Genomic DNA, 22,958 nt, shown 5'->3' with positions numbered 1-22,958 from the left:
GCGGCAACGCCCGGTCAATTTGACGAGAACGAAATTGCGGGGCGCCGTTCGGACAGCGTCCGTCCCGCCACTCATGCGCCCAGCAGCATCCCCTTGCGCACCGGCACCGTGCCCGTCACGCGGCCGAGCGGCGCGCCGGCCGTCACGAAGCGGATCGCGCGGCGCATGTAGAACACGCCGTCGGTCGCGCTCGAGATCGTCGTGACCGCATCCGTCAGCGGATCGACGATGTCGAACAGCGGATCGCCCGCGCGGATCGTCGCGCCGATCGCCGCACGGTGCACGAGGATCCCGCTCACCGGCGCGTAGAACTGTTCGCTGCCCGCGAGCGGCGTGGCCGGCGCGGCCAGCGGCGGCAGCGGCGCGGGTTCGCCGCGCACCGCGCCGCGCCACACCAGATAGTCGACGAGCGCGTCGGCGTCGCGTTGCGCATATTCGTACGTCACGTCGCGCTGGCCGCGGCACTCGACCGTCACGGCCACCGTGCCGGCCGCCATCGGCGTACCGGCCGGCAACAGCGCGCGCAACCGCGACCACAGCAGGTGATGCGCATCGTCGAACGCGTGCCCGCCCGAATCCTCGGCGAGCAGCGACACCTGTGCGCCGAGATAACGCGCGAGCGGCTCGACGTCCGGCCACGCGCTATCGCTCGTGTACACGTGCATCACCGCTTCGAGCGAGCAATGCAGGTCGATCACGACGTCGGCGTCGTGCGACAGTTTCAGCAGCGCAAGCTGCAGCGCACCGAACTCGGTGCGCGGCGCGATTTCCGCGAGCGCCGCCCCGACGCATTCGCGCACGATCGCGCGATTGCGCGCGCCGTCGTCGCCGAGCCGGTCACGCGCGCTCGCGGCGATCTCCGCGAGCGGCAGAAAGCCGCGATTGAAGTTGCGGCCGCTCGCGAGGTCGAAACGGCCGATGAACTGCCCGAGCAGATGATGATTGAGGCCGATCGGGTTCGACACCGGCACGAGCACGATCTCGGCCGCGAGCCGGCCTTCGGCGTCGAGCTGTGCAAGGCGCTGCTTCAGCAGGACCGCCGCGAGCATCGCGGGCGTCTCGTCCGCGTGCAGCGCGGCCTGCAGGTAGATCTTGCGGCCGCTGCCGGCCGGCCCGAAATGAAAGCTCGTCAGCGTGCGCTGCGTGCCGATCGACGGCGACAGGAGCGGCGTGGTGCGAATCTGCATCGATGGTCTCGAACGGATGAAAACGGAGAATCGGAGGAATCTGCGGAATCGGCCGGCACGGCGCTCAGTCGCCGTACGGGTTGAAATCGAAATACTGCTTCGCGATCCGCTCGTACGTACCGTCCTTCAGCATCGACGCGATCGCGCCGTCGATCGACGCCTTCAGCGCGGTATCCGACTGCCGCATGCCGATGCCGACACCGCGATCGCCCAGGTCGAGCGGCGCGCCGACGAACGCGAAACCCTTGCCGCGCGGCTGGCGCAGGAACCCGTAGTCGGCCTCCACGGCGCCGAGCAGCGCCGCGTCGAGGCGCCCGTTCACGAGATCGGCGAACACGTCGTCCTGGCTCTTGTACGGCACCACGCCGACGCCGGCCGGCGCCCAGTGCGCGAGCGCCCACGATTCGAACTGCGTGCCCGACTGCACGCCGACGCGCTTGCCGGCAAGCGACGCCGCCGTGCCGTCGAGCCCGCTGCCGGGCCGCGCGACGAGCCGCGACTTGAAACGGAACAGCTTCGACGAGAACAGGATCTGCTTCTCGCGCTTCGCGGTGATCGCCATCGACGACAGGATCGCGTCGATCTTGCGCGCCTGCAGCGCGGGAATCATCCCCGAGAATTCAAGCTCGACCCACTGGCAGCGCAACTGCGCGCGGCGGCAGATTTCGTTGCCGAGATCGACGTCGAAGCCCTTCAGGCTGCCGTCGGGCGCTTTCGCATCCATCGGCGGATAGGTCGGGTCGATGCCGAGCCGCACCACGTGCGCGTCGAGCGCATACGCGGACGTGGCGGCCAGGCCAAGGCACAGGGAAACGAGCGGGACGAGGAAACGTTTCATGGTCGACGATGGGCAGGAAGCGAGGCAAACGGCATGAGCCGGACTGCCTGCGATCGTAGAAGCGCGGGGCCCACGCCGGAATCATCGGCTGACTTATCATGATCGGTATTTCCGATCACCGGCTTCGCTGCTTCCCATGGCGTTCACGCTGTCCCAGCTCCGCATTTTCCAGGCCGTCGTCGAGCACGGCAGCCTGCGCGCGGCCGCCCGCGCGCTCGACCTCGCGCAAAGCGGCGTCACGCAGCAACTGCAGGGCCTCGAGGCGACGCTCGGCGCGACGCTGTTCACGCGGACCAATCGCGGGATCGTGCCGACGGCGGTCGGCCAGCGGCTGCTCGCGCGCTCCGGTTCGATCCTCGGCGAATGCGAGCAGGTCGAGCGGGAAATCCGTCAGTTGAGCGGCGCCTACGAAGGCACCGTCACGCTCGGCCTCGTGACCGAGCCGCTGATCGACGCGTTCGCGCCCGTGCTGACCGCGTTCCGCGCGCGCTTCGACAAGGTGGACGTGCACCTGCGCACCGGCACGTCGCGGATGATGATCGGCTGGCTGCGCGAAAGCGCGGTCGATTTTGCGATCGCGCTGGTCGCGAAGCAGACCGACACGACCGATCTCGCGGTCACGCCGCTGCGCACGTCGGCGCCGGTGGTCGTGTGCCGCAACGGGCATCCGGCGATGCATGCGCAATCGCTCGCCGAGCTGGCCGACTATGGATGGGTGTCGACGCGCTCGCCGAACCTGAGCGCCGATCCGGTCGTCAACCGGCTGCTCGCGTACTTCGACGCGCACGGCCAGCCGCCGCCGAGGATTCTCGCGACCGTCGAAGGGATGTTCGAGACGCTGCAGATCGTCACGCAGACCGATTCCCTCGCGCTCGAAACCGAGGCGATCACGCGGCACGGGCCGTTCGCCGGCGCGCTGGTGAAAGTACCGGTGCGCGAACAGGCCGGCGCGCAGGACGTCTGCCTGCTGCAACGCGCGGCCGTGCCGCAGACGCCGGCCGCGCAGGAACTTGCGACGATGCTCGCGTCGTATCTGAGGGTGGTGCGCGGGCGGTAAGCGCACACGGCCGCGCCGCCGCCCACATCACGCCTCGCGCGTCAGTCCAGCGATTCCCGCGCCGTCTCGCGCAGCATCGCGACCGCGATCAGCGACAGCACCACGCACGCGGCCACGTAGCCGGCCGGCGCGAGCTTGCTGCCGGTCGTCTTCACGAGCCAGGTCGCGATCAACTGAGCGGTGCCGCCGAAGATCGTCACCGCGAGCGCATACGCGATCGAGATGCCCGTCGCACGGACGTGGCGCGGCAGCGACTCGCACATCAGCGCCATTTCCGACGCCGAGCCGAGCGAATAGAACAGCAGCATCAGCGCGGTCAGCGGCAGGATCACCGACAGCGTCGGATGATGGTTCATCAGCCAGAACGCCGGGAACAGCAGCGCGACCAGCACGCCGCGGCCGACGAAGATCGGCAGGCGGCGGCTGCCGAGTTTGTCCGACAGCCAGCCGAACAGCGGGCACGTGACCAGCATCACGCAGCCGGACGCGACGCCGACGAACATCGACAGCTTCATCGGCAGGCCGAGCGTATGGATCGCGTAGGTCGGCATGTAGAACGTCAGGATGTAGGTCGACACCGTGCCGCCCATCACCGTGAGCATCAGCAGCACCACCGTGCGCGTGTGCTTCGAGAACAGCTCGTGCAGCACGCCGCGCTCGATCCCGTGATGGCGGTCGCCGGGCGCATCGTCCGCGAGCCGGCGACGCAAGAACATGCCGACCGGCGCGATCAGCACGCCGACGAGGAACGGCAGCCGCCAGCCCCAGCCTTCGAGTGCGTCCTTCGTCATCGTGTTCGACAGCAGCGCCGCGAAGCCCGAGCCCATCAGCGCGGCGCCGCCCTGCGTCGCGAGCTGCCAGCTCGCGCGGAACCCGCGCCGCGACGTGCCGCCCTGCTCGAGCAGCGTCGACGTCGCCGCGCCGAATTCGCCGCCCTGCGAGAAGCCCTGCAGCAGGCGCGCGAACACGACGAGCAACGGTGCGGCCACGCCGACCTGCGCATAGGTCGGCGCGATCGCGATCAGGCCGGTGCCGAGTGCCATCAGCATGATCGTCAGGTTCAGCGCGGCCTTGCGCCCCTTGCGGTCCGCATAGACGCCGAGCACGACGCTGCCGAGCGGCCGCGTGAAGAAGCCGGCGGCGAACGTCGCGACCGACAGCAGCAGCGACGTGGTCGGGTCGCTCGACGGGAAGAACAGCTTGCCGATCAGCACCGCGAAGAAGCCGTACACGGTGAAATCGAAGAATTCCAGCCAGTTGCCGATCACGGCCGCCGCGATCGCGCCGCGCTTGGTGACCGCAGGCGCATCGCGCGTGCCGGTTTCAACGGCCTCCGCCGACGCGGGGTGCAGCGCGAGATGGTCTTTCTGCATTGCTATCCTCTCCTGTCAATGCGCCGGAAGCGCCGGCCGCGCGCCGCCGCCGCGATCACTGCCCGAGGTAACGCTCGACGAGGCGCGTCCAGAACGCCGCGCCGATCGGCAGGTTGCGATCGTTGAAGTCGTATTTCGGGTTGTGCACCATGCAGCCGTCCTCGCCTTCGCCGTTGCCGAGCCGCACGAACGAGCCCGGCCGCTGCTGCAGCATGAACGCGAAATCCTCGCTGCCCATCAGCAGGTCGGTCTGCTCGACCACGTGCGCATCGCCGACGAGTTCGCGCGCGACCTGCGCGGCGAAATCCGTTTCGGCATCCGTATTGACGACGACCGGATAACCTTCGATGTACTCGACGTTCGCGCTCGCGCCGTAGCTCGCGGCCTGCGTTTCGGCGAGCTCGGTGATGCGGCGCTTGAGCAGCGCGCGGACTTCCGGGCTGAACGAACGCACGCTGAGTTCGAGGCGCGCGCCGTTCGGAATCACGTTGTTCGCGGTGCCCGCGTGCATCGAGCCGACCGTGACGACCGCCGGTTGCGACGGGTCGACGTTGCGCGCGACGATCGTCTGCAGCGCCATCACGATGCTCGCCGCGACGACGACGGGATCGACCGTCAGGTGCGGCCGCGCCGCGTGGCCGCCGACGCCTTCGATCGTGATGATCGCCTTGTCGCCCGCCGACATGAACGGGCCGCGCCGCGTGAGGAACACACCGGGCGCCGCGCCCGGATGGTTGTGCATGCCGAACACCGCATCGCACGGGAAGCGCTCGAACAGGCCGTCGTCGATCATCTTCTTCGCGCCGCTGTCGACGCCGTGCTCTTCCGCCGGCTGGAAATACAGGTGCACGGTGCCTGAGAAGTTACGCGTTTTAGCGAGATGCTGTGCGGCGCCCAGCAGCATCGTCGTGTGGCCGTCGTGGCCGCATGCGTGCATCTTGCCGTGCGTGCCGCTCGCATACGGCAGGCCGGTCGCCTCGACGATCGGCAGCGCGTCCATGTCCGCGCGAATGCCGATGCTGCGCACGCCGTCGCCCACCCGCAGCGTGCCGACCACGCCCGTCTTGCCGACCCCGCGCGTCACCTGCCAGCCCCATTGCTCGAGCTTGTCGGCGACGAGCGCGGCCGTGTCGTGCTCTTCGTACGCGAGTTCGGGGTGGTGATGGATATGGTGACGGATCTCGCGCAGCCCGCCGGCGGCGGGCATCAGATCCTCGACTTCGGTGAATCGGGTATCGGTGGTCATCAAGGGGCTCCTGCGTTTGTCTACGCACGCCGATGGCGCGTGCGGGAAAGCGAGCCACTATATCCAGCCGATATCGGTTCAATAAGATGCGGAATTTTTCACCGTGATAAGGCTTTTTAATCAGGGTTAATACGGATGCGTCGGGTAACCCCCTTCGTCAGGAACCTCGGCCCAACGCGCAAGCGCTCATCCCTGACCTGTTCCATCGTGGAATGACACATCGGAGTCCTACGCCAATTTTCAATAAAAAATAGACGTCGTATCCTCCACGCTGTCGTGAACGTCCTTAAGCGAAAACAATTACCTGTCATTCGCCGATCGACTGGGTGGCATACCGCGCGCATCACTGAAAAGCGGCCATATCCCGGCCGCTAATTGAGGCGACGCATCTCTCACACCATTTTCGAAGATGCATGGCATGAACGACCTCAGTCCCTGGGAACAGATGATCGCGGCGCTTGCTGCCATGCTCGACGGTGGAACCCGTGTACCGGAGCAGGGTCGCGTCAATGTGATCGCAGCGCGAGAGCCAAACGGAACCGGCGTCCGGGCGAACGGTATTGACGAAGTCGCCAGGGCCATCGTCGCCGTCGAGCGTCTGAATGGGTCGACGGTCCTCGTGTCGTGGAGCGACTCGACACGCTGTCGCTATGACGAGCAGCGCTGGGTCAACGCGAAATCACGGCGCAAGGGGCGCTGTGCATTGAGTGGCGAACTCGTGCAAGTTGGCGACGATGTCTACAAGCCGCAGTGGCGTGGCTCGAAACGGCCGGGGAATAGCGCCGAGATGATCCTCGCGTCGGCAATGGATTGCATGATCCGCGGCCGCAGTTCAAGACTACTGCTTGATTGCGCTCAACTGCCGATCGAAGTCCGCGGGATCGAAGTAGTCTCGCCAAACCGTGATTCGATCATCGACGATGGTGAGTGTGCCCATTACGGGAAGTGTGATTTTTCCGCCTGAAGCGTGTTGAAAGACGTCGATCCGCTCATTGAGAACGACGTTTCCCGCTGCGGCGATATGGGTCACCGTCCAGTCGGCCTTGAACGTCGTACCGATCCCGAAGTCGCCGTGGAATTTGCGGACATTGTCCCGTCCAACGATGTCGGGGAACGGAACGTTATCGTAGAGGACATCATCGGAGAGCATCGACAGTGCGTCGTCGATGCGGTTCTCCGTCCAAAGCGAAAAGAAGCGAAGCGCCACAGCCAAAACATCGGTAGTCATCTCGGCTCCACGGATTAGGGAGTGGAAAGCAGGCGCGGTACATGGCGCATAGGCAGGGTCTCCATGTACCGCCGGTCTTAGCCTTGAACGAATGCCAGCAATTCTGGGTTCAAGACACCTGCGTTGACGGTCAACATCCCATGTGAGAAGCCCGGGAACGTCTTCAGCGTGCCGTTCTTCAACAGCTTGATTGTCTTGAGCGCCGCGTCTTTGTACGGGACGATCTGGTCGTCTTCGCCGTGAAGCACCAGCGTCGGCACGTCGATCAACTGGAGATCTTCGGTCTGGTCCGTTTCCGAAAACGCCTCGATACCGTCGTAGTGGGCCTTCGCGCTACCCATCATTCCCTGGCGCCACCAGTTCTGGATCACGCCCTGATGAACGGTCGCATCCGGACGGTTGAACCCGTAGAACGGACCCGCGGGCACGTCTACGAAGAACTGGGCGCGATTTTCGGCGAGCCCCTTGCGTAGCCCGTCGAAGACATCCTGCGGCAGGCCTTCGGGATTCGATGGCGTCTTCAGCATCAGCGGCGTCACGGCGCTCACAAGAATTGCCTTGGCGACACGCCCCGCCGGCCCGCCGTGTCTTGCAACATAGCGCGCGACTTCGCCGCCACCGGTGGAATGGCCGATATGCACGGCATTCCTGAGGTCCAGCGTCTCGACGAGCGCAAACACGTCCGCTGCGTAATGATCCATGTCGTGACCTTCGGCGACCTGCGACGAGCGCCCGTGTCCGCGCCGGTCGTGCGCAATGACGCGATACCCGTTCGACAGGAAGAAGAGCATCTGGGCATCCCAGTCATCCGCGGAGAGTGGCCAGCCGTGATGGAACACGATCGGCTGAGCATCCCTGGGCCCCCAGTCCTTGTAGAAAATGTCGACGCCGTCTCGCGTGGTAATGAATGACATGATCGTTTTCCTTTCGTACGGTTGCAGGGAAGTAACGGTTGCTGCGGAAGTCGTCGTGGCAAGCGCGATCTCGGGTGGTTGTCGCCCGAATGCGGCCGGCAGGCGAAAGGGACGTACACGGGTGCCGCCCGATCGCGAGCCCGCTTCAGGAAGGCAGAGTTACGTCGACGCCGCGAACGGGTAATCGATGTAGCCCTCCGCGTCTTGCGTGAACCACGTTGCCGGGTCGTCCGACGCGAGCGGAATCGCTTCGGCCAGACGCCGGGGGAAATCCGGATTGGAGATGAACGGGCGCCCGAACGTAACGGCGTCGCCAACGCCCGCATCGAGTTCCGCCTGAGCGCGAATGGCGTCGAAATCCGAGTTGAGCACCAGCGGTCCTTTGAAAGCCGGCCGAATTTTCGCAGCGAGCGGATCGAGGTAGCCGACGCCGAAACTGCCGTTCAGCGGAGGCTCACGCAGTTCCAGGAATCCGATCCCTACCGCGGATAGCGCCTCGGCGGCCGCGACAAACAACGGCAAGGGATCGCTGTCACGCACGCCCTGGGTTTCGCCGTTGGGAGACAGGCGAACGCTGGTACGGCCGGGACCCGCTACATCCGCGACAGCCCGGGTTGCCTCGATGAGAAGCCTGAGCCGATTCGAGATCGATCCGCCATACGCGTCGCTGCGGAAGTTGGCACTGTCTCGCAGGAATTGATCGATCAGATAACCGTTCGACGCATGCAGCTGTACGCCGTCGAAGCCGGCCTTCAGCGCATTCCGCGCTGCGGCGGCGAACTGCTCGACAACCGCGGGAATTTCGTTTGTCTCGAGTGCGCGTGCCTGCGTGTAGGGCTGCTTGCCCGAGTAGGTGTGAGCATGGCCGGGCGCCGTCGTCCCGGACGAGGAGACAGGCGGTGCGCCATTCAGAAAGCTCGGATGCACGACTCGCCCCATATGCCAAAGCTGAGCGATGATGCGACCACCCGCTTCGTGCACGGCATCGGTCACCGTGCGCCAGCCGGCAATTTGCGCAGTTGTCCACAGCCCGGTGGCGTAAGGCCATCCCAGGCCCTGCCGGGAGATGCCGATCGCCTCCGAGATGATGAGCCCCGCGGACGCACGCTGACTGTAATAGTCTGCCATCATCGCGGTCGGTACGTGTTCGCGCGTTCCCCGCGCACGCGTCATCGGCGCCATGAAGATACGGTTGGGCGCTTCAATCGCACCGAGTCGCAACGGATCGAACAGCGTAGGCACCCGAACCTCCTTCTCGTTTTTGCCAACGTGGAAATGCCGGCAACTCTTTATCCGACTCAGACAAGGCGAGCGCCGCCGTCGACATGAATCGTCTCGCCGTTCATGGATCCATTGCTCATGAGGAACACCACGGCAGCGCCCACTTCTTCGGCGGTTCCCAAACGGTGCAGCGGCAATTTGTCCTTCAATGCGTTGACGTACGCGTCACGCCCTTCGCCGAGCGTGCGAGCCAGCAACGGTGTATCGGTGGTGCCGGGCGAAACGGTGTTGACACGGCGAGGCGCAAGTTCGAGAACCAGCCCCCTGGCCAGCGCCTCCATCGCAGCCGACGCGGACGCAAGAATGGCTGTGCCATAGGCGTTGGGTCGATCGGCCAACATGCCGGAAATGAACGTGACGGAGGCATCGGCCGCCAGACGGTCACCCAATGCGCGCAAGGTATGGACGGCTGCCCAAACGCGCTCGTCGAACGCCCGCCGTAGATAGTCGACGTCCGCCTCGAGTACCTTGCCTGCCACGAAGGTTCCCGCGAGGAGAACGAGATGGTCGACGTGAGCGATGTCGGCCAGTGCCGCGACGATGGTTTCCGGCTGGGTCACGTCGGCGCTCCGCCAACCCGCGAATCCATTCTCGATCGCGACCTGTTCGGCGCCCTCCGGGTTGAACCCGACAACCGTGACGCTTGCACCGGCGGCCTTGGCCTGTTTGGCCGCGGAAAGGCCGATTCCGGACGTTCCGCCGAAGATGAGGACGGACTTGCTCTCGAGTGAATGCGAATCGAAATCGGAGGTCATGAAGGGGGTCCCTGTCAGCCGGCGCAACTCAAGACGGCGCCGTGCAGAGCACTCTATACTTGGCAGCGGACATTGATAATCAGCGCCGCATTCGCTTCTATATTTCCGCCATGGAACAAATCAGCCTGGACCGCCTCACCGGTCTCATCGCATTTAGCCGCGCGGCATCGTTAGGAAGCTATTCGGCTGCAGCGCGCGCGCTTGGCGTAACGCCTTCCGCTGTGAGCAAAAGTATCCAGCGCCTGGAGCGTCACTTCGAGATCAAACTGTTCAACCGCACGACACGGTCATTGACGCTGACTTACGAGGGGCGCGACCTGCATGAACGCACGCTGCGCCTGCTGTCGGAAATGGAAGCGATCGAACAGGCTGCTGCCTCGGCGCGATCCGAGCCTGCGGGCATCCTGAAGGTGACCGCGCCGCTCCCGATCGGGGTCCATCTGATCGCGCCCGCCCTACCCGCGTTTCGTCAGCGCTTTCCAAAGCTGTCGATCGACCTGCGCCTGGGCGATCATTTCGTCGACCTCGTCGGTGAAGGCATCGACGTGGCTGTTCGCGTGGGGGATCTCGCGGGCTCTCGTCTGGTCTCGCGAGCGCTTTCCCCTCACTACATCGGCGCCTACGCGTCTCCGGACTACCTTGCCAAACGCGGTGTTCCCAGACATCCCGACGACCTCGTGGATCACGATTGCGTGAACTTTCGTTTTCAAAGTTCGGGGCAAGTTCTTCGCTGGACTTTTGCCACGGGCGAAGGGTCGCTCAGCCTCACGCCGGATGCGGGTATCGTTGTCGATACCAGCGATGCGGTAGCTGCCGTCATGGCGGCAGGTGGTGGCGTGGGCATTTCACCGACGTATGTCGCTGCATCGTACGTTCGGCGCGGGGAGCTCGTGCCGATCCTCACCGAGTTCGTCGAACCGCGCTCCACTATCACTGCGCTGTGGCCGGAGAGCCGCAGGAGTAGCCCGGCCGTCAAAGTATTCGTGGCATACCTGAAAAAGGTCTTTGCTTCGTATGCGGCAGGCCATTGACGACGTACCCGCTGTCGGGTCGCGCCGATGCCGGCCCACCGCATTGGGCTATGCAAATCCGTACAACTTCGCAGGGTTGGTGACGAATATCAATTGCTGCCAGTCCGGACGCCCGATCCAGCCGGCGATCACGTCCAGCAGGCTTGCGTCGTCCGGCTTGTCCGGCTTCTGCGTCGGGTGCGGCCAGTCGGTGCCCCACAGCATGCGTTCCGGCGCCATGTCGATCAGTGCCTTCGCGACCGGCGCGACGTCGTCGTAGGCGGGCGCCCCCGTCTTGCTGTCGACGTACGGCCCCGACAACGTGATCCACGTATGACCCTTTTCGACGAGGCGTTGGGCGGTGCGAAACGCGGCCGACGACAGCCCGCCGGGCTGCGGCACATGCGCGATATGGTCGATGACGAGCGGACAAGGCAGCACCGCAAGATGTGGCTCCAGCTCCGGGAGCCGCGCACCCTGCACCACCAGTTCGATATGCCATCCGAGGTTCGCGATACGCGCGGCGAGCGGCGCCAGCATGTCGAGCGTCGTCGCGCCCGGATAGCTCAGGTTGAACCGGATCGCACGGATGCCGCCGCGATCGAGCGTACGAAGTTCGTCGTCGCTCGCGGTGCCGTCGACGACGGCGACGCCGCGCGCGTCGTCGCCGAACTGCGCGAGCGCCGCCAGCGTGCAGCGATTGTCCGTCCCGTACGTCGACGGCGTCACGACCACGTTGCGCTTCACACCGATGCGCGTCTGCACGCGCCGGTATTGCGCGACGGTCGCATTCGGCGGGCGCAGCGTCGTGCCCGGCGCAACCGGAAACCGGTCGTCGTAGATGTGCATGTGGCAGTCGATCGCCCCTTCGGGCAGCCGGAACGCCGGCCGTTCGATGCCGCTCGACCACGTTTCGTCGGCAGCGGCCAGCCTCGGCAATGCAGCCGAAGCCAGCGTCGCGCCGGCGATCCTGAGGAATCCGCGTCTCGCGATGCGCGCCATGATCAGATGGTCCCCGTCTTGCCGACCAGCTTGCCGGACGCATGATTGCGCGTGAGCAGCAACAGCGTCGCGACGCTCACGAGCGTGAGGAGCGCGAGCGGCATCAACGCGAGCGCGTAGCTGCCCGTCGCCGCCTTCACCCACCCGTACACGTTCACCATCAGCCCGCCGCCGAGCAGGTTCGCGATCGCATTGACCGTCGCGAGCCCGGCCGCCACGGTGCTGTTGGACAGCATGTCGGTCGCGAGCGCCCAGAACGGGCCCTTGAACGAATACGCACCGACCAGCACCGCGCAGAGCATGCAGATCGTCGGCAGCAGCGATCCGCTCAACGACGTCGCGAACAGGCCCACGCCGATCAGCAGCATCGGCACGACCGTGTGCCAGCGCCGTTCGCCGACGCGGTCCGAGCGCCGCCCCCAGTAGACCATCAGGACGGAGGCCACTGCGTACGGCACCGAATTCAGCAGGCCGGTCTCCATGACGGTCAAGCCGAACGACTTCAGCAGTTGCGGCTGCCACACCGACAGCGTGCTGCCTGCCGCGGAAGCGCACGTGTCGACGAGCGCGAGGCACAGCACGTAGCGGTTGCGGAACAGCTGCGTGAGCGGCAGCGACGGCACCTTCTTGCGCGCCTTGCGGCCGGCGGCCAGCGCGGTCGTGAGCCATGCGCGCTCGTCGTCGTCGAGCCACCTCGCGTCGTCCGGCTTGTTCGTCAGCACGAACAGGCACGCGATGCCGAGCAGCACGGTCGGAATGCCTTCGAGGATGAACAGCCAGTGCCATCCTCGCAGGCCCCAGACGCCGTCCATCTGGAGCAGCAGCGCGGAGATCGGCGAGCCGATGAAGCTCGCGGCCGGAATCGCGACCATGAACGTCGCGACGATCCGCGCACGATACTGCGCGGGAATCCAGTACGACAGATAAAGCAGCACGCCGGGGAAGAAGCCGGCCTCGGCCGCGCCCAGCAGGAAACGCAGCACGTAGAACGTCGTCGCGTTGTGCACGAGCGCGGTCGCCGCCGATACGATGCCCCACGTGATCATGATTCGCGCGATCCAGATTCGCGCGCCGTATTTCTGCAGCGCGAGATTGCTCGGCACTTCGCAAAAGAAGTACGAAATGAAGAACAGGCTGCTGCCGAAACCGAAGACCTGCGCCGACATCCCGAGGTCATGGTTCATCTGCAGCGACGCCATCCCCACGTTGCCGCGGTCGATGAAGGCAAGCAGGTAGCAGATCATCAAAAAGGGAATGAGTCGCCAGACGACCTTTCGTATGGCCCGGCGCTCGATCGCGGCCGCATCCATGAAACCGGTTTGCATGTTGTCTCCGTTTATTGTGCGCCTACGCGCGTATGGGTGAACCGTTGCCACGCGATGACCGCAATGACGCCGCATGCGAGCACGGCGGCCATGGCGGCGAAGGTGTGTCGCACGCCGAGCGCCTCCGATGCGCTGCCGACGAGCAGGTAACCGAACGGCATCGTGCCGTTGTAGGCCATGCCATACATCCCGACGAGCCCGCCGCGCACGTGTTCCGGACACTGCCGCTGAATCGTCGCGTTCGTCGACGTGGCCGCGAACGTGAGGCTGAAGCCGAGTGCATAGAACGCGGGAATCGATCCCGCCGCATCGGTGGTCGCGGCCAGCACGGCCAGCGCGCCGACTGCCGTCCACGGCGCATACGCGATGAACCGGTGCGACGCGCGCGGCCCGAACGCCGACGACAGCAGCACCGCCGCGCTCAACGAGCCGGCGCCGGCGCAGGCGAAGAACACGCCGGTAAAGCGCGCCGCATCGTGAAAGCCCTGGTCCGCGAGCAGCGGCACGAGCGTCTGGTAGCTGCCTGCGAACAGGCCGATGCACGCGAGAATCGGCAGATAGCGGGCCGAGAACGCATCGGACAGCACGTAGCCGACCGCGTCGCGCAGGCCGCTCTCCGCACGCGACGGGCGGTCCGCCGACGCAGTCCCGATCGACCGCACGCACGCCGCCATGAAGCACAGCGCGAGTGCATAGATCGCAAACGACGTCCGGGGCCCGAGCGTCGGGTAGACGAATCCGGCGACGGTCGGGCCGACCATGCGCCCGACGTTGTAGACCATCGTGTTCATCGCGACCGCGTTGGACGTGTGCGTCGCATCCTGCAGGCTCGTCAGCAGCAGCACCTGCCGCGCCGGCGTTTCCACCGCGCTCGACACGCCGATCGCCAGCGCATGCGCGAGGATCAGCTTCACGCCGAGCAGGCCGAGCAGCGACAACGTGAAGAGGCTGCCCGTCAGCAGCAGCGACGCCGTCAGCACGCATAGCGTCACGCGACGCGCGTTGGCCGAGCCGATGCGGGAGCCCGCCACCGGCGCGACGATCAATTGCGGCCCGTACAGCAGGAAGTTGAGCAGTGCGAGGATCGCCGCCGATCCGGACAGGTGATAGATCAGCAGATTCAGCGTGACGTTCTGCGTCCAGCTGCCGAGCACCGACGCGACCTGCCCGCCCAGATAGCGCCGCAGCGATGCCTCCGATAGCGCGGGAAACAGCCTGTTCACCCACCCCGCTTGCGTTGCGATGTTCATGACAGCGCCTTCCCGCGCGTTTCGGGCGCGAACAGCACGACTGCCGCCGCGGCGATGAACGCGACGATCGTCGTCGCGAGTCCGAGCACGAAGCCGCCCGACGTCGACGCCAGCGCACCGATGATCAACGGCGCGATGAAGCCGCCGAGCCGGCCGCCGTTGTATGCGAGACCCATGAAGAACCCGCGCGATGCCGTGTTGCCGATGATCTCCGCGAGGAACGGGCCGGCACCCGCGAAGATGCCGTTCACGCTGAAGCCGGTCAGAAAGATCGCGGTCATCAGCAGCAACGGATTCGCCGACACGATGTACACGCCGACGGCGACCGCACCGACCAGCAGATACGCCAGGAACATCGGTCGCCGTCCGAGCCGGTCGACCCATGCCGAGAACAGCAGAAACCCGGTGATCGCACCGAACTGCAGCGCCAGCACGAACTTCAGGCTATGCACGAAGTCGAGGTGCTTCACCGTGACGAGGAACGTCGGCGTCCACGTGAATACGCCCCAGTACAGGTACTGCAGAAAGAAGATGAAGCAGAACGCGGTGAGCAGGCCGCGCACGTTCAGCTTCTCGCGATCTGCCGCGTCGGGCTTGCGGGCCTGCGACTTCGCGTGCCGGCGTTCGAGCCAGATCGGCGACTCCGGCGTCTTGCGCGCGACCCAGAACAGGATGAAGAACGGCGATGCACCGATCAGGAACAGCAGACGCCAGCTGTCGCCGCCCAGTCCGCCATGCACCGCGCCGACGATGCCCGAGATCGCGATCGCGAGAATCGCGCCGATCGGCAAGCCCATCTGCATCAGCGCACCGCCCTTGCCGCGCCGGCTCGGGTGCCAGGTCTCCGCGACGAGCGCCGCGCCGGCGGTCCAGGTTCCGCCCATGCCGAGCGCGCCGAAGAAGCGCAACGCGGCGAACGAGTGCGCGTCGGGCGCAAATGCGATCAGGCCGGAAAACAGCGAGTAGATGCCGACGCAGAGCAGCGCGGTGCGCACGCGCCCGATCCGGTCCGACACGAAGCCGAACAGAATGCCGCCGACGATCTGTCCGGCCGCCGTGACGCTCGTGAACATGCCGAGCTGCGCCTTGCTCAGCCCGAACTGCAGCGCGAGCGTCGGCAGCAGCAGCGACAGCAGGAACGAGTCGTAGCTCTCGAACGTCCAGCCGAGCCCCGCGAGCGACAGCGAACGCCACTCGATACCGGTCACGTGCGTGAGCCCTTTTTTCGCGGCTGCGGAATCGATGTCCTGCGTCGCCGCGGTTGCACTCGTCTTCATGGGTTGTCTCCGGGAATCGCGACGCGATACGTCGAGGCGGCCGTCCGGCTGAACAGCGCGGCCTTTTCGTCGGCCGACATCGACGATGCGAGTCGTTTGAAGGCGTTCCACAGCACGCGATAGCCGAACATCCCCTTGTCGACGGGGAAGTTGCTTTCGAACATGCAGCGATCGACGCCAAAGCATTCGACGCAGGTATCGAAATACGGCTGCCACGCAGCCGCCAGTTCCTGTGACGACGGCGGCAGGTCGCGCGCGGCGAAGTCGAAGCCGAACACGGTCATGCCCGCGCCGCCGAGCTTCATGCGCGTGTTCGGCAGCGCGGCGAGACGCGCAAGTTGCCGTTTCCAGTGCGCCTGCACTTCCGCACGCCGGCCGGCATGCGGGCCCACGCCGACCGGACCGCCGAAATGGTCGATGACGACGGTGACGTGCTCGCATGCGCGCGCGAGTTCGTACAGGTCGTCGAGCTGCGTGTGATAGACCCACGCGTCGAGCGACAGTCCGTGGCGAGCGAGCGTCGTCACGCCCTGCCGGAAAGCCGGATCCGACATCCGGTCGCGCGGCGGCGTCACCGGGCTCGATCGCACGTCGGGGCTCGCATGCCACGCGAGCGGATTGCGGATCCCGCGCAGTCGCCCGCCGGACACCTGGAGCATCGTGTCGAGCACCGCATCGAGTTCCGCGCCGAGCGACAGATCGGCGCCGCCGACGATGGCCTCGCAGCACCGCGCGGGACCGTATGCGCCGCTGTCGAACATCGCGGCGACGCCGCTCGCGAATTCCACTTCGCCCACCGGCTTGAATGCGTCCGGCCCGCTTGCACGCAACATCGATCGGCACTGCACGTACACCGTCGACACGACCCGATGCCCGCTGTACACATCCTCACCGAACTCGTCCGCGAGATAGCGCCCGGTCTGGCGGTCCCACAGGTGATGATGGGCGTCGACGATCGCAAGCTCGGGGTCGAGCACCGGCTCGTCGCGCAAGGCGAGCCACTCGGGCCGGACGGGCAGATGGGGCGCATGAACGGTCTGCATCGCGCTCGCCGTCAGAACTTCTGGCGCATGCCGATCACCACGCCCGTCTGGTTGTGATCTGGCGCGACCGTGCCATAGCCGTTCACGCCGAGCGCGGAACCGCCCTTGTTGCGCGCGAAACCCGCCGTCGCATAAATATCGGTACGCTTCGACAGCAGATAATCCGCACACAGCACGGCGAGCCACGGATCGGCACTCGTCGAATGCACGTCCTGGTAATAGGCCGTTGCCGTGAACACGAACGCCGGCGACACCGTGTATTGCGCGCCGGCCCAGTACAGGTTCGCCGCGCTGGCTTCGGAACCGTTCGCGACACGAATCGGGTTCGCCGGCAGAAACGCGTTCGACGCCTGAAGGTAGCGATAACCGGCGAATCCCTTCACCGGTCCGATCGCATACGACGCGGCGGCCGTCGCGCGACGCTCGGCGCCCGTGTTGGTCGCGACGGTGTTGCTGTTGCGCTGCTCGTACGACACGCTCGCGGCGAGCGGTCCTTGCGAGAAAGTCAGCGCCCCGCTGAAGAAGCGGCCGGTGAGTTGCGCGCCCGGCACCTCGGCGCCATACCCGGTGTCGTAGCGGGTGCTATACATGGCCTGCGCCGTCAGCGGACCGAACACGCCGGTGTACTTCGCCGAATTGTCGATACGCGCGGCCGCCGCGTAGTCGAGCGACAGCACCGAGTATCGCGACGACGCGCCCATCGGGTCGAACGCCACGGCCTGTTCGTAGAAGAGCGAATTCTGGCGGCCGAACGTCAGCTGCTGCCCCCGGTACGACAGCCCGACCCACGCCTGCCGGCCGAAAATCCGCGACGTCGTGGCCGCATTCGAACCGAGGCCTTTCGTCGACTGCGCGGTCGTGCCGTCATTGATGTTAAAGCCGTTTTCCAGCTGGAAAATGGCCTTCATGCCGCCGCCGAGATCCTCGACGCCCTTCAGTCCCCAGCGCGAACCGGACAGATTGCCCGACGCTTCGCGCGTCTGCGCGCCGCCGGTAGTCGTGTTGTTGATGTGCTCGATACCGACGTCGGCAATGCCGTACAGCGTGACGCTGCCTTGCGCATGCGCGGCGCCGCACCACAAGGTCGCGCTCGCGACGGTGACGGCCCCGAGCGCAAGGCGGGGTTTCGGGCGGGTATGCAGGCTGGCCGAATTCGACAACATGGCGTCTCCAAACTGATTTTTGTGGGTGGGTCTTCTGGCGAACGAAAATTCACGGCTCGCGGGCGGCAGGCGCTTCGCCGGCGCCCGAGCCCGGATCGCCGAGCCACACGATGGTCAACGCGCCGAGCAACAGCACACCCGACACGGCGACGAGCGGCGCGGTGAAGCCGCCGGAGAATTGCCTTAGCGCGCCGATCAGCGACGGCCCGACGAAGCCGCCGAGATTGCCGACCGACACGATCAGCGCGAGCCCGCCCGCGGCGGCCCGGCCGGTGAGGAATCCCGACGGGATGGCCCAGTAAGTCGCCTGGAACGCGAGGATCCCGCTCACCGTGACGCACAGTGCGATCAGCTTGAAAACCGGCGCATGAATGAAGGCGCTCGCACACAACGCCACCGCGGCGAGCGCCAGTGCGCCGGCGACATACGGAATGCGGTTGGCCGCGCGATTGGCGAGACGCGCCCACCAGAGCATCGCACCGGCGCCGATCGCATACGGAATGGCCGTCAGCCAGCCGACCACCGCGTGTTCGACGCCGAACTGCTTGATGATCTGCGGCATCCACAAGCCGACGCCGAGCGAGCCGACGATCCCGCAGAAGTTGACGAACGCGAGCACGAATACGCGCCAGTTCGTCATCGCGTCGCGCAGCTTGCTGCCGTGCTTCGCGCCGATGTCGCGCTGTTCGAACGCGAGGCGCTTCGCGAGCGACGCCTTCTCTTCGTCGCTGAGCCACGCGGCTTTCTCGGGACGGTCGGCCAGCACGAACAGGCACGCGATGCCGAGCATCACTGCCGGTACGCCTTCGATCAGCAGCAGCCACTGCCAGCTGCGCAGCCCGTGCAGGCCGCCGAGTTCGAGCAGCGCACCGGAAATCGGCGAGCCGATCATGTTCGCGACGGGGATGCCGACGAGGAAGGCGGCCGTCACCTTCGCGCGCCACTTGCCGGGAAACCAGTGCGTGAAATACAGGTAGATGCCGGGCGTGAACCCTGCCTCGGCGAGCCCGAGCAGAAAACGCGCGGCCGCAAAGCTCTTCGGACCGACGACGAACGCCGTCGCCATCGAGAACACGCCCCACGTGATCATGATTCTCGCGATCCATACACGCGCCCCGACCTTCTGCATGATCAGGTTGCTCGGAATCTCGAACAGGAAATAGCCGATGAAGAACAGGCCGGCACCGAAACCGAACTGCTCGGCCGTGAGACCGAGATCCTTGTTCATCGTGAGCGCGGCAAAACCGACGTTGGTCCTGTCGAGATAGCTGATCACGTAGCAGACGAAGATGAACGGCAGAATGCGCCGGAACGCCTTCGCGAGCGTGCGCTCGCTGGCCGCGTAATCGTCGCCGGCCAGGCGCTCCGCCGATGACGCGTCGGCGTGCGGTGCGTCGTCGCCGGCATGCAGCGCGTGCGAAATGGTCATGCTTGTCTCCTTCGTCGCGCGGCTGGCGGCGCGATCTTTCGGCATACGGGCGGGAGGCCGACGTACGGCCTCCCGGCCCGGCTCGTGGGTCTCAGTCCTGCTTCGCCGCCTGCTTCGGCAGCGGCCCGGCAATGCGCATGTCCGCTTTCAGGACGGAACCGGACGTCGATTCGGTGATGAAGAGCGTCTTCATGTCCGGGCCGCCGAAGCACACGCTCGTGAGCGACGCCCCCTTCGGCCCGGTCAGGATCTCGACGGGCTCCGCGCAGTGGTTGAGCACCCATACGCGGCCGAGCCCCGGATTCGCGACGAACAGGCGGCCTTCGAGATCGACGGTGAGGCCGTCGGGGCCGCTCGGTCCGTAGGACGTGAAGAACGCGCTGACCTTGGTGACCGATCCGTCGGTCTGCAGCGGCATGCGCCACACGGCATTGCCGCGCGTCATCGCGACGAACAGCACCTTCTCGTCGCGCGACAGCACGAGCCCGTTCGGGCTCGGGCAGGTGCCGAGCAGCATGTCGAGCTTGCCGTCGGGCGACAGCCGATACACACGGCCCGTCGGATCGTGCAGCCCGGTCTGCCCTTGATCGGTGAAATAGATATTGCCGGCCGAGTCGAACGTCAGGTCGTTCACGCCCTTGAAGCGCTCGGTGTTGCGGCGCTCGAGATAAGGGCGCACTTCACCGCGCTCGATATCGAGCAGCATCAGGCCGTTCCGGTAGTCGGTGATGATCAGGTGCGATGCGTCGAAACGCTTCATCCCGTTGGGCTCGCCGTCGTATTCGACGACGAGATCCCAGTCTCCCGACGGCGAAATGCGGAAGATGCGCCCGTGCGGAATGTCGGTGACGAACAGATAGCCGTCCGGATCCCACACCGGCCCTTCGAGAAAGGAATCCGTGACCATGCCGCCGCGATTCGCGCGCGCCCATTCCGTGCGGACGTCCGGCTTGCGAAACTTCTCCGGCATGCGCGTGAACACTTCGGCTTCGCGCACGTCGGGACTCGTCAGATAAAACATGTGTACCTCGATGTTCGGGATTCAAGCCGCGCTGTGCGCACGTTCGTCCAGCACCGCGAGAACGTTGGCGGCCGCGCCCGTCCCCATGTTCACGTATGCGGCATCGCTCACGCCGCCGATATGCGGAGACAGAATCACGTTGGGGATCTGCTGGAACGGGTGCGGCACCGCCATCGGCTCCGCGTCGAAGCTGTCGAGGCCGGCCGCGCGCAAGTGGCCGCTCGACAGTGCGTCGGCAAGCGCGGCTTCGTCGATCAAGCCGCCGCGTGCGGTATTGACGAGCATCGCGCCGCGCTTGAAACGCGCGAGCGTGTCGCGGTCGAGCATCCGGCGGTTGTCGGCCGTCAACGGACAATGCAGCGACACGACGTCCGACTCCGCGTACAGCGTGTCGAGCGGTACCAGCTTCACACCGGCCGGCGCTTCCTTCGCGAACGGATCGAACGCGAGCACCTTCATGCCGAACGCCGCGCCGATCGCGGCCACGCGCCGGCCGATCGCGCCGAGTCCGACGAGGCCGAGCGTGCGCCCGTCGAGTTCGACGGACTTGTGCGTCGACTTGTCCCAGTGGCCTTCGCGCATGCGCATATCGAGCTGCGGAACCGACTTCGCACACGCGAGCAGCAGCGCCCATGTGTGCTCGGCGACGGCGGCCGCATTCGCGCCGACCGCGGCGCGCACCGCGATGCCGCGAGCGGCGGCAGCGTCCTGATCGATCACGTCGATCCCGCTGCCGTGCTTCGAAATCACCTGCAGATTTTCGGCCGCATCCATGATGCGGGCGTTGACCTTGCCGTACCGGACGACGATCGCGACCGGCTTGTGCCGGGTGCAGAGCGCCACGATGTCGTCTTCGGTCGGTTGCTTGCCGGCGAACACGACGTCGAACTGCGCAAGCATCTCGAGCGCCTGCGGCGCCAGGTCGGCGGCGGTCACGAGGACCACGGGCTTGTGCGAAGCGGCCTGCATCACAGTGCCTCGCCTTCTGCCAGCATGCCGGCTGCGCGCAACTCCTTCTCGATCCAGCCCGGGCGAAGGTCGCCCTTGTGGATCGCCGCGATACGCGCGGTTTCGAAGTCGAGCTTTTTCTGCGCGAGATCGACGATGCGCGCGACGTCGGCGCGCGCAATGACGACGACGCCGTCGGCGTCGCCGACCACCAGATCGCCCGGATTCACCGTCGTGCCGCCCAGCGAGATCGGCGCATTCACGCGCCCCGCGACGCTCTTGGTCGGGCCGCACGGATTGAGGCCGGCCGCGAAGATCGGATAGTCGCCGTTGGCCAGTTCGTGCGCGTCGCGCACCGCGCCGTCGATGACGATACCGGCGATGCCGGTCGCCTTCGCCTGCGCCGCCATGATTTCGCCGAGCAGCGCGCACGAGATGTCGCCCTTGCCATCGACCACGACGACGTCGCCCGGCTTCGCGACGGCGAGCGCCGCATGGATCGCGAGGTTGTCGCCCGCGCGGACTTCGACCGTGACCGCGGGGCCGGCGACCTTCATCTTCGGCGACAACGGCCGCACGCGGCCATGCACCGTGCCACGGCGGCCCGCGACGTCGGCCAGGATCGCGGCCTGGTAGCGCGCGGCCGCCTGAACGAGTTCGGGCGAGACGCGTTCGATGTCGCGATTGATCGGAGAAGTGCTGACGGATGGCTTGCTCATGTTTCGACCTCGGGTTGTGCGTTGTACTCTGTACAACACTGGTGTACATAGTGAAACCACTATAGCCAGAGGACACGCGCGAAGGCACTGGCGTTTACCCTTTTACGTGGTAAACCATCGTTTTACTCTGTACAATTTCGAATGAATGTAGACGGGAGAGAAGGAATGGGAAACGACGGGGTCGTTGCCGTGGAAAAGGCGCTTTCGCTGCTGGACTGCTTCAAGCCCGGCGCCGAATCGCAGTCGCTCGCGATGCTGTCGCAGGCATCCGGCATGCACAAGACGACGGTCTATCGGCTGATGAATTCGCTGGAGCGAATGGGGTATGTCGTGCGCGCGCAATCCGGCAACTATTCGCTCGGACATCGCGTGCTGTACCTCGGCAAGCTGTACGAGCAGTCCTTCCATCTGTCCACGGTGGTGGAACCGGCGCTGCATGCGCTGGCCGCGTTGACGAAGGAAAGCGCATCGTACTACGTGCACGACAACGGGCAGCGGCTCTGCCTGTTTCGCGTCGAGCCGTCCGAAGGTCTACGTGAAACGCGGCTCGCTGGGACGATGCTGCCGCTCGACGACACGGCCATCAGTCACGTGATCCGCTTCTGGGGGCTCGGCGAGCCGATCTACGACAAGCCGCCTGCACTGCCCCTCTTCACCGCGGGTGCGCGCGACGTGCACACGGCGGCGTTCGCGGTGCCGGTCTTCGGCGCCGGCGACAAGTTCATGGCGGCGCTGACGCTTTCCGGTCCTGCGTCTCGCCTCAGCGTCGCGCACGAGTCGGGCGAGCTGGATCGACCGCAACTGGATGCGGCCGCCGATCTATCGCGGAAGCTGGGCGCGAGTGTCGCGCTCTGCGAGAACGTCTACGGCACCTGATCGCCGCTTCGGCAAA

At 65.9% G+C, this 22,958-nt stretch carries 21 protein-coding genes and 1 pseudogene; 4 read left to right on the top strand and 18 right to left on the bottom strand.

What is annotated here, in order from left to right:
• Positions 1-71: 71 nt before the first annotated feature.
• Positions 72-1,187: a succinylglutamate desuccinylase/aspartoacylase family protein gene (locus HWX55_RS03655; protein ID WP_175974024.1), complete on the bottom strand. Its 1,116-nt coding sequence runs from the start codon at positions 1,185-1,187 to the stop codon at positions 72-74.
• Positions 1,188-1,251: 64 nt separating this feature from the next.
• Positions 1,252-2,025, bottom strand: coding sequence for a transporter substrate-binding domain-containing protein (locus HWX55_RS03650; protein ID WP_175974022.1), 774 nt, complete (start codon positions 2,023-2,025; stop codon positions 1,252-1,254).
• A gap of 136 nt (positions 2,026-2,161) precedes the next feature.
• Between HWX55_RS03650 and HWX55_RS03645 the strand changes: the two genes are divergently transcribed.
• A complete protein-coding gene (locus tag HWX55_RS03645) occupies positions 2,162-3,082 on the top strand; it encodes a LysR substrate-binding domain-containing protein (RefSeq protein WP_175974020.1) in 921 nt (306 codons plus the stop codon).
• A 41-nt stretch (positions 3,083-3,123) separates the two neighbouring features.
• Here HWX55_RS03645 and HWX55_RS03640 read toward each other — a convergent pair whose 3' ends face one another.
• Positions 3,124-4,455 (bottom strand): MFS transporter, encoded by a 1,332-nt coding sequence (locus HWX55_RS03640; RefSeq protein WP_175974018.1) that lies wholly within the window; start codon positions 4,453-4,455, stop codon positions 3,124-3,126.
• A 55-nt stretch (positions 4,456-4,510) separates the two neighbouring features.
• The gene (locus HWX55_RS03635; protein WP_175974016.1) at positions 4,511-5,701 is read right to left on the bottom strand and encodes a M20 aminoacylase family protein; all 1,191 of its coding nucleotides are present in this window, start codon (positions 5,699-5,701) and stop codon (positions 4,511-4,513) included.
• 409 nt (positions 5,702-6,110) lie between these two features.
• Here HWX55_RS03635 and HWX55_RS03630 point away from each other — a divergent pair.
• Positions 6,111-6,503, top strand: a pseudogene (locus HWX55_RS03630) (DUF3331 domain-containing protein); the annotation flags it as partial.
• Positions 6,504-6,539: 36 nt separating this feature from the next.
• On the opposite strand, the gene HWX55_RS03625 reads toward HWX55_RS03630, so the two are convergent.
• The 4 genes from HWX55_RS03625 to HWX55_RS03610 all read right to left on the bottom strand — a co-directional run bounded on the left by HWX55_RS03625 (position 6,540) and on the right by HWX55_RS03610 (position 9,879).
• Positions 6,540-6,929, bottom strand: a complete 390-nt coding sequence (locus HWX55_RS03625; RefSeq protein WP_175974014.1) for a limonene-1,2-epoxide hydrolase family protein — start codon at positions 6,927-6,929, stop codon at positions 6,540-6,542.
• 77 nt (positions 6,930-7,006) lie between these two features.
• Entirely contained in the window at positions 7,007-7,843 is an 837-nt protein-coding gene (locus HWX55_RS03620) for an alpha/beta hydrolase (protein ID WP_175974011.1), read from the bottom strand.
• A gap of 159 nt (positions 7,844-8,002) precedes the next feature.
• On the bottom strand, positions 8,003-9,085 hold the full coding sequence (locus HWX55_RS03615) for an alkene reductase (RefSeq protein WP_175974009.1): 1,083 nt from the start codon (positions 9,083-9,085) through the stop codon (positions 8,003-8,005).
• 56 nt (positions 9,086-9,141) lie between these two features.
• Positions 9,142-9,879, bottom strand: coding sequence for an SDR family oxidoreductase (locus HWX55_RS03610; RefSeq protein ID WP_175974007.1), 738 nt, complete (start codon positions 9,877-9,879; stop codon positions 9,142-9,144).
• Between the two features lie 110 nt (positions 9,880-9,989).
• On the opposite strand from HWX55_RS03610, the gene HWX55_RS03605 reads away from it, so the two are divergent.
• Positions 9,990-10,910, top strand: coding sequence for a LysR family transcriptional regulator (locus tag HWX55_RS03605; RefSeq protein ID WP_175974155.1), 921 nt, complete (start codon positions 9,990-9,992; stop codon positions 10,908-10,910).
• 48 nt (positions 10,911-10,958) lie between these two features.
• Here HWX55_RS03605 and HWX55_RS03600 read toward each other — a convergent pair whose 3' ends face one another.
• From HWX55_RS03600 to HWX55_RS03555, 10 genes are all read right to left on the bottom strand, one after another.
• Positions 10,959-11,891: an amidohydrolase family protein gene (locus HWX55_RS03600; protein WP_175974005.1), complete on the bottom strand. Its 933-nt coding sequence runs from the start codon at positions 11,889-11,891 to the stop codon at positions 10,959-10,961.
• Positions 11,892-11,893: 2 nt separating this feature from the next.
• Positions 11,894-13,216, bottom strand: a complete 1,323-nt coding sequence (locus tag HWX55_RS03595) for an MFS transporter (protein WP_175974003.1) — start codon at positions 13,214-13,216, stop codon at positions 11,894-11,896.
• Positions 13,217-13,227: 11 nt separating this feature from the next.
• Positions 13,228-14,466, bottom strand: a complete 1,239-nt coding sequence (locus tag HWX55_RS03590; RefSeq protein WP_175974001.1) for an MFS transporter — start codon at positions 14,464-14,466, stop codon at positions 13,228-13,230.
• Positions 14,463-15,743, bottom strand: a complete 1,281-nt coding sequence (locus HWX55_RS03585; protein ID WP_175973999.1) for an MFS transporter — start codon at positions 15,741-15,743, stop codon at positions 14,463-14,465. Before HWX55_RS03585 ends, HWX55_RS03590 begins: the two co-directional genes overlap by 4 nt.
• Entirely contained in the window at positions 15,740-16,786 is a 1,047-nt protein-coding gene (locus tag HWX55_RS03580) for an amidohydrolase family protein (RefSeq protein WP_175973997.1), read from the bottom strand. Before HWX55_RS03580 ends, HWX55_RS03585 begins: the two co-directional genes overlap by 4 nt.
• Before the next feature lie 11 nt (positions 16,787-16,797).
• Positions 16,798-17,949 carry a porin gene (locus tag HWX55_RS03575; protein WP_175973995.1) on the bottom strand — a complete coding sequence of 384 codons (1,152 nt, stop codon included), beginning with the start codon at positions 17,947-17,949 and terminating at the stop codon, positions 16,798-16,800.
• A gap of 49 nt (positions 17,950-17,998) precedes the next feature.
• Positions 17,999-19,378: an MFS transporter gene (locus HWX55_RS03570; RefSeq protein WP_175973993.1), complete on the bottom strand. Its 1,380-nt coding sequence runs from the start codon at positions 19,376-19,378 to the stop codon at positions 17,999-18,001.
• A gap of 91 nt (positions 19,379-19,469) precedes the next feature.
• Entirely contained in the window at positions 19,470-20,399 is a 930-nt protein-coding gene (locus HWX55_RS03565; protein ID WP_175973991.1) for an SMP-30/gluconolactonase/LRE family protein, read from the bottom strand.
• A gap of 21 nt (positions 20,400-20,420) precedes the next feature.
• Positions 20,421-21,368 (bottom strand): hydroxyacid dehydrogenase, encoded by a 948-nt coding sequence (locus HWX55_RS03560; RefSeq protein WP_175973989.1) that lies wholly within the window; start codon positions 21,366-21,368, stop codon positions 20,421-20,423.
• Positions 21,368-22,066, bottom strand: coding sequence for an RraA family protein (locus HWX55_RS03555; RefSeq protein ID WP_175973987.1), 699 nt, complete (start codon positions 22,064-22,066; stop codon positions 21,368-21,370). Before HWX55_RS03555 ends, HWX55_RS03560 begins: the two co-directional genes overlap by 1 nt.
• A gap of 165 nt (positions 22,067-22,231) precedes the next feature.
• On the opposite strand from HWX55_RS03555, the gene HWX55_RS03550 reads away from it, so the two are divergent.
• The gene (locus HWX55_RS03550; protein WP_175973985.1) at positions 22,232-22,942 is read left to right on the top strand and encodes an IclR family transcriptional regulator; all 711 of its coding nucleotides are present in this window, start codon (positions 22,232-22,234) and stop codon (positions 22,940-22,942) included.
• Positions 22,943-22,958: the final 16 nt, after the last annotated feature.

The organism is Burkholderia sp. BCC1047, assembly GCF_902833155.1.
In the GTDB taxonomy this organism is placed as follows: domain Bacteria; phylum Pseudomonadota; class Gammaproteobacteria; order Burkholderiales; family Burkholderiaceae; genus Burkholderia; species Burkholderia sola.
Note: the sequence above shows the minus strand (reverse complement) of the source record. Positions and strands in the feature narration are given on the sequence as shown.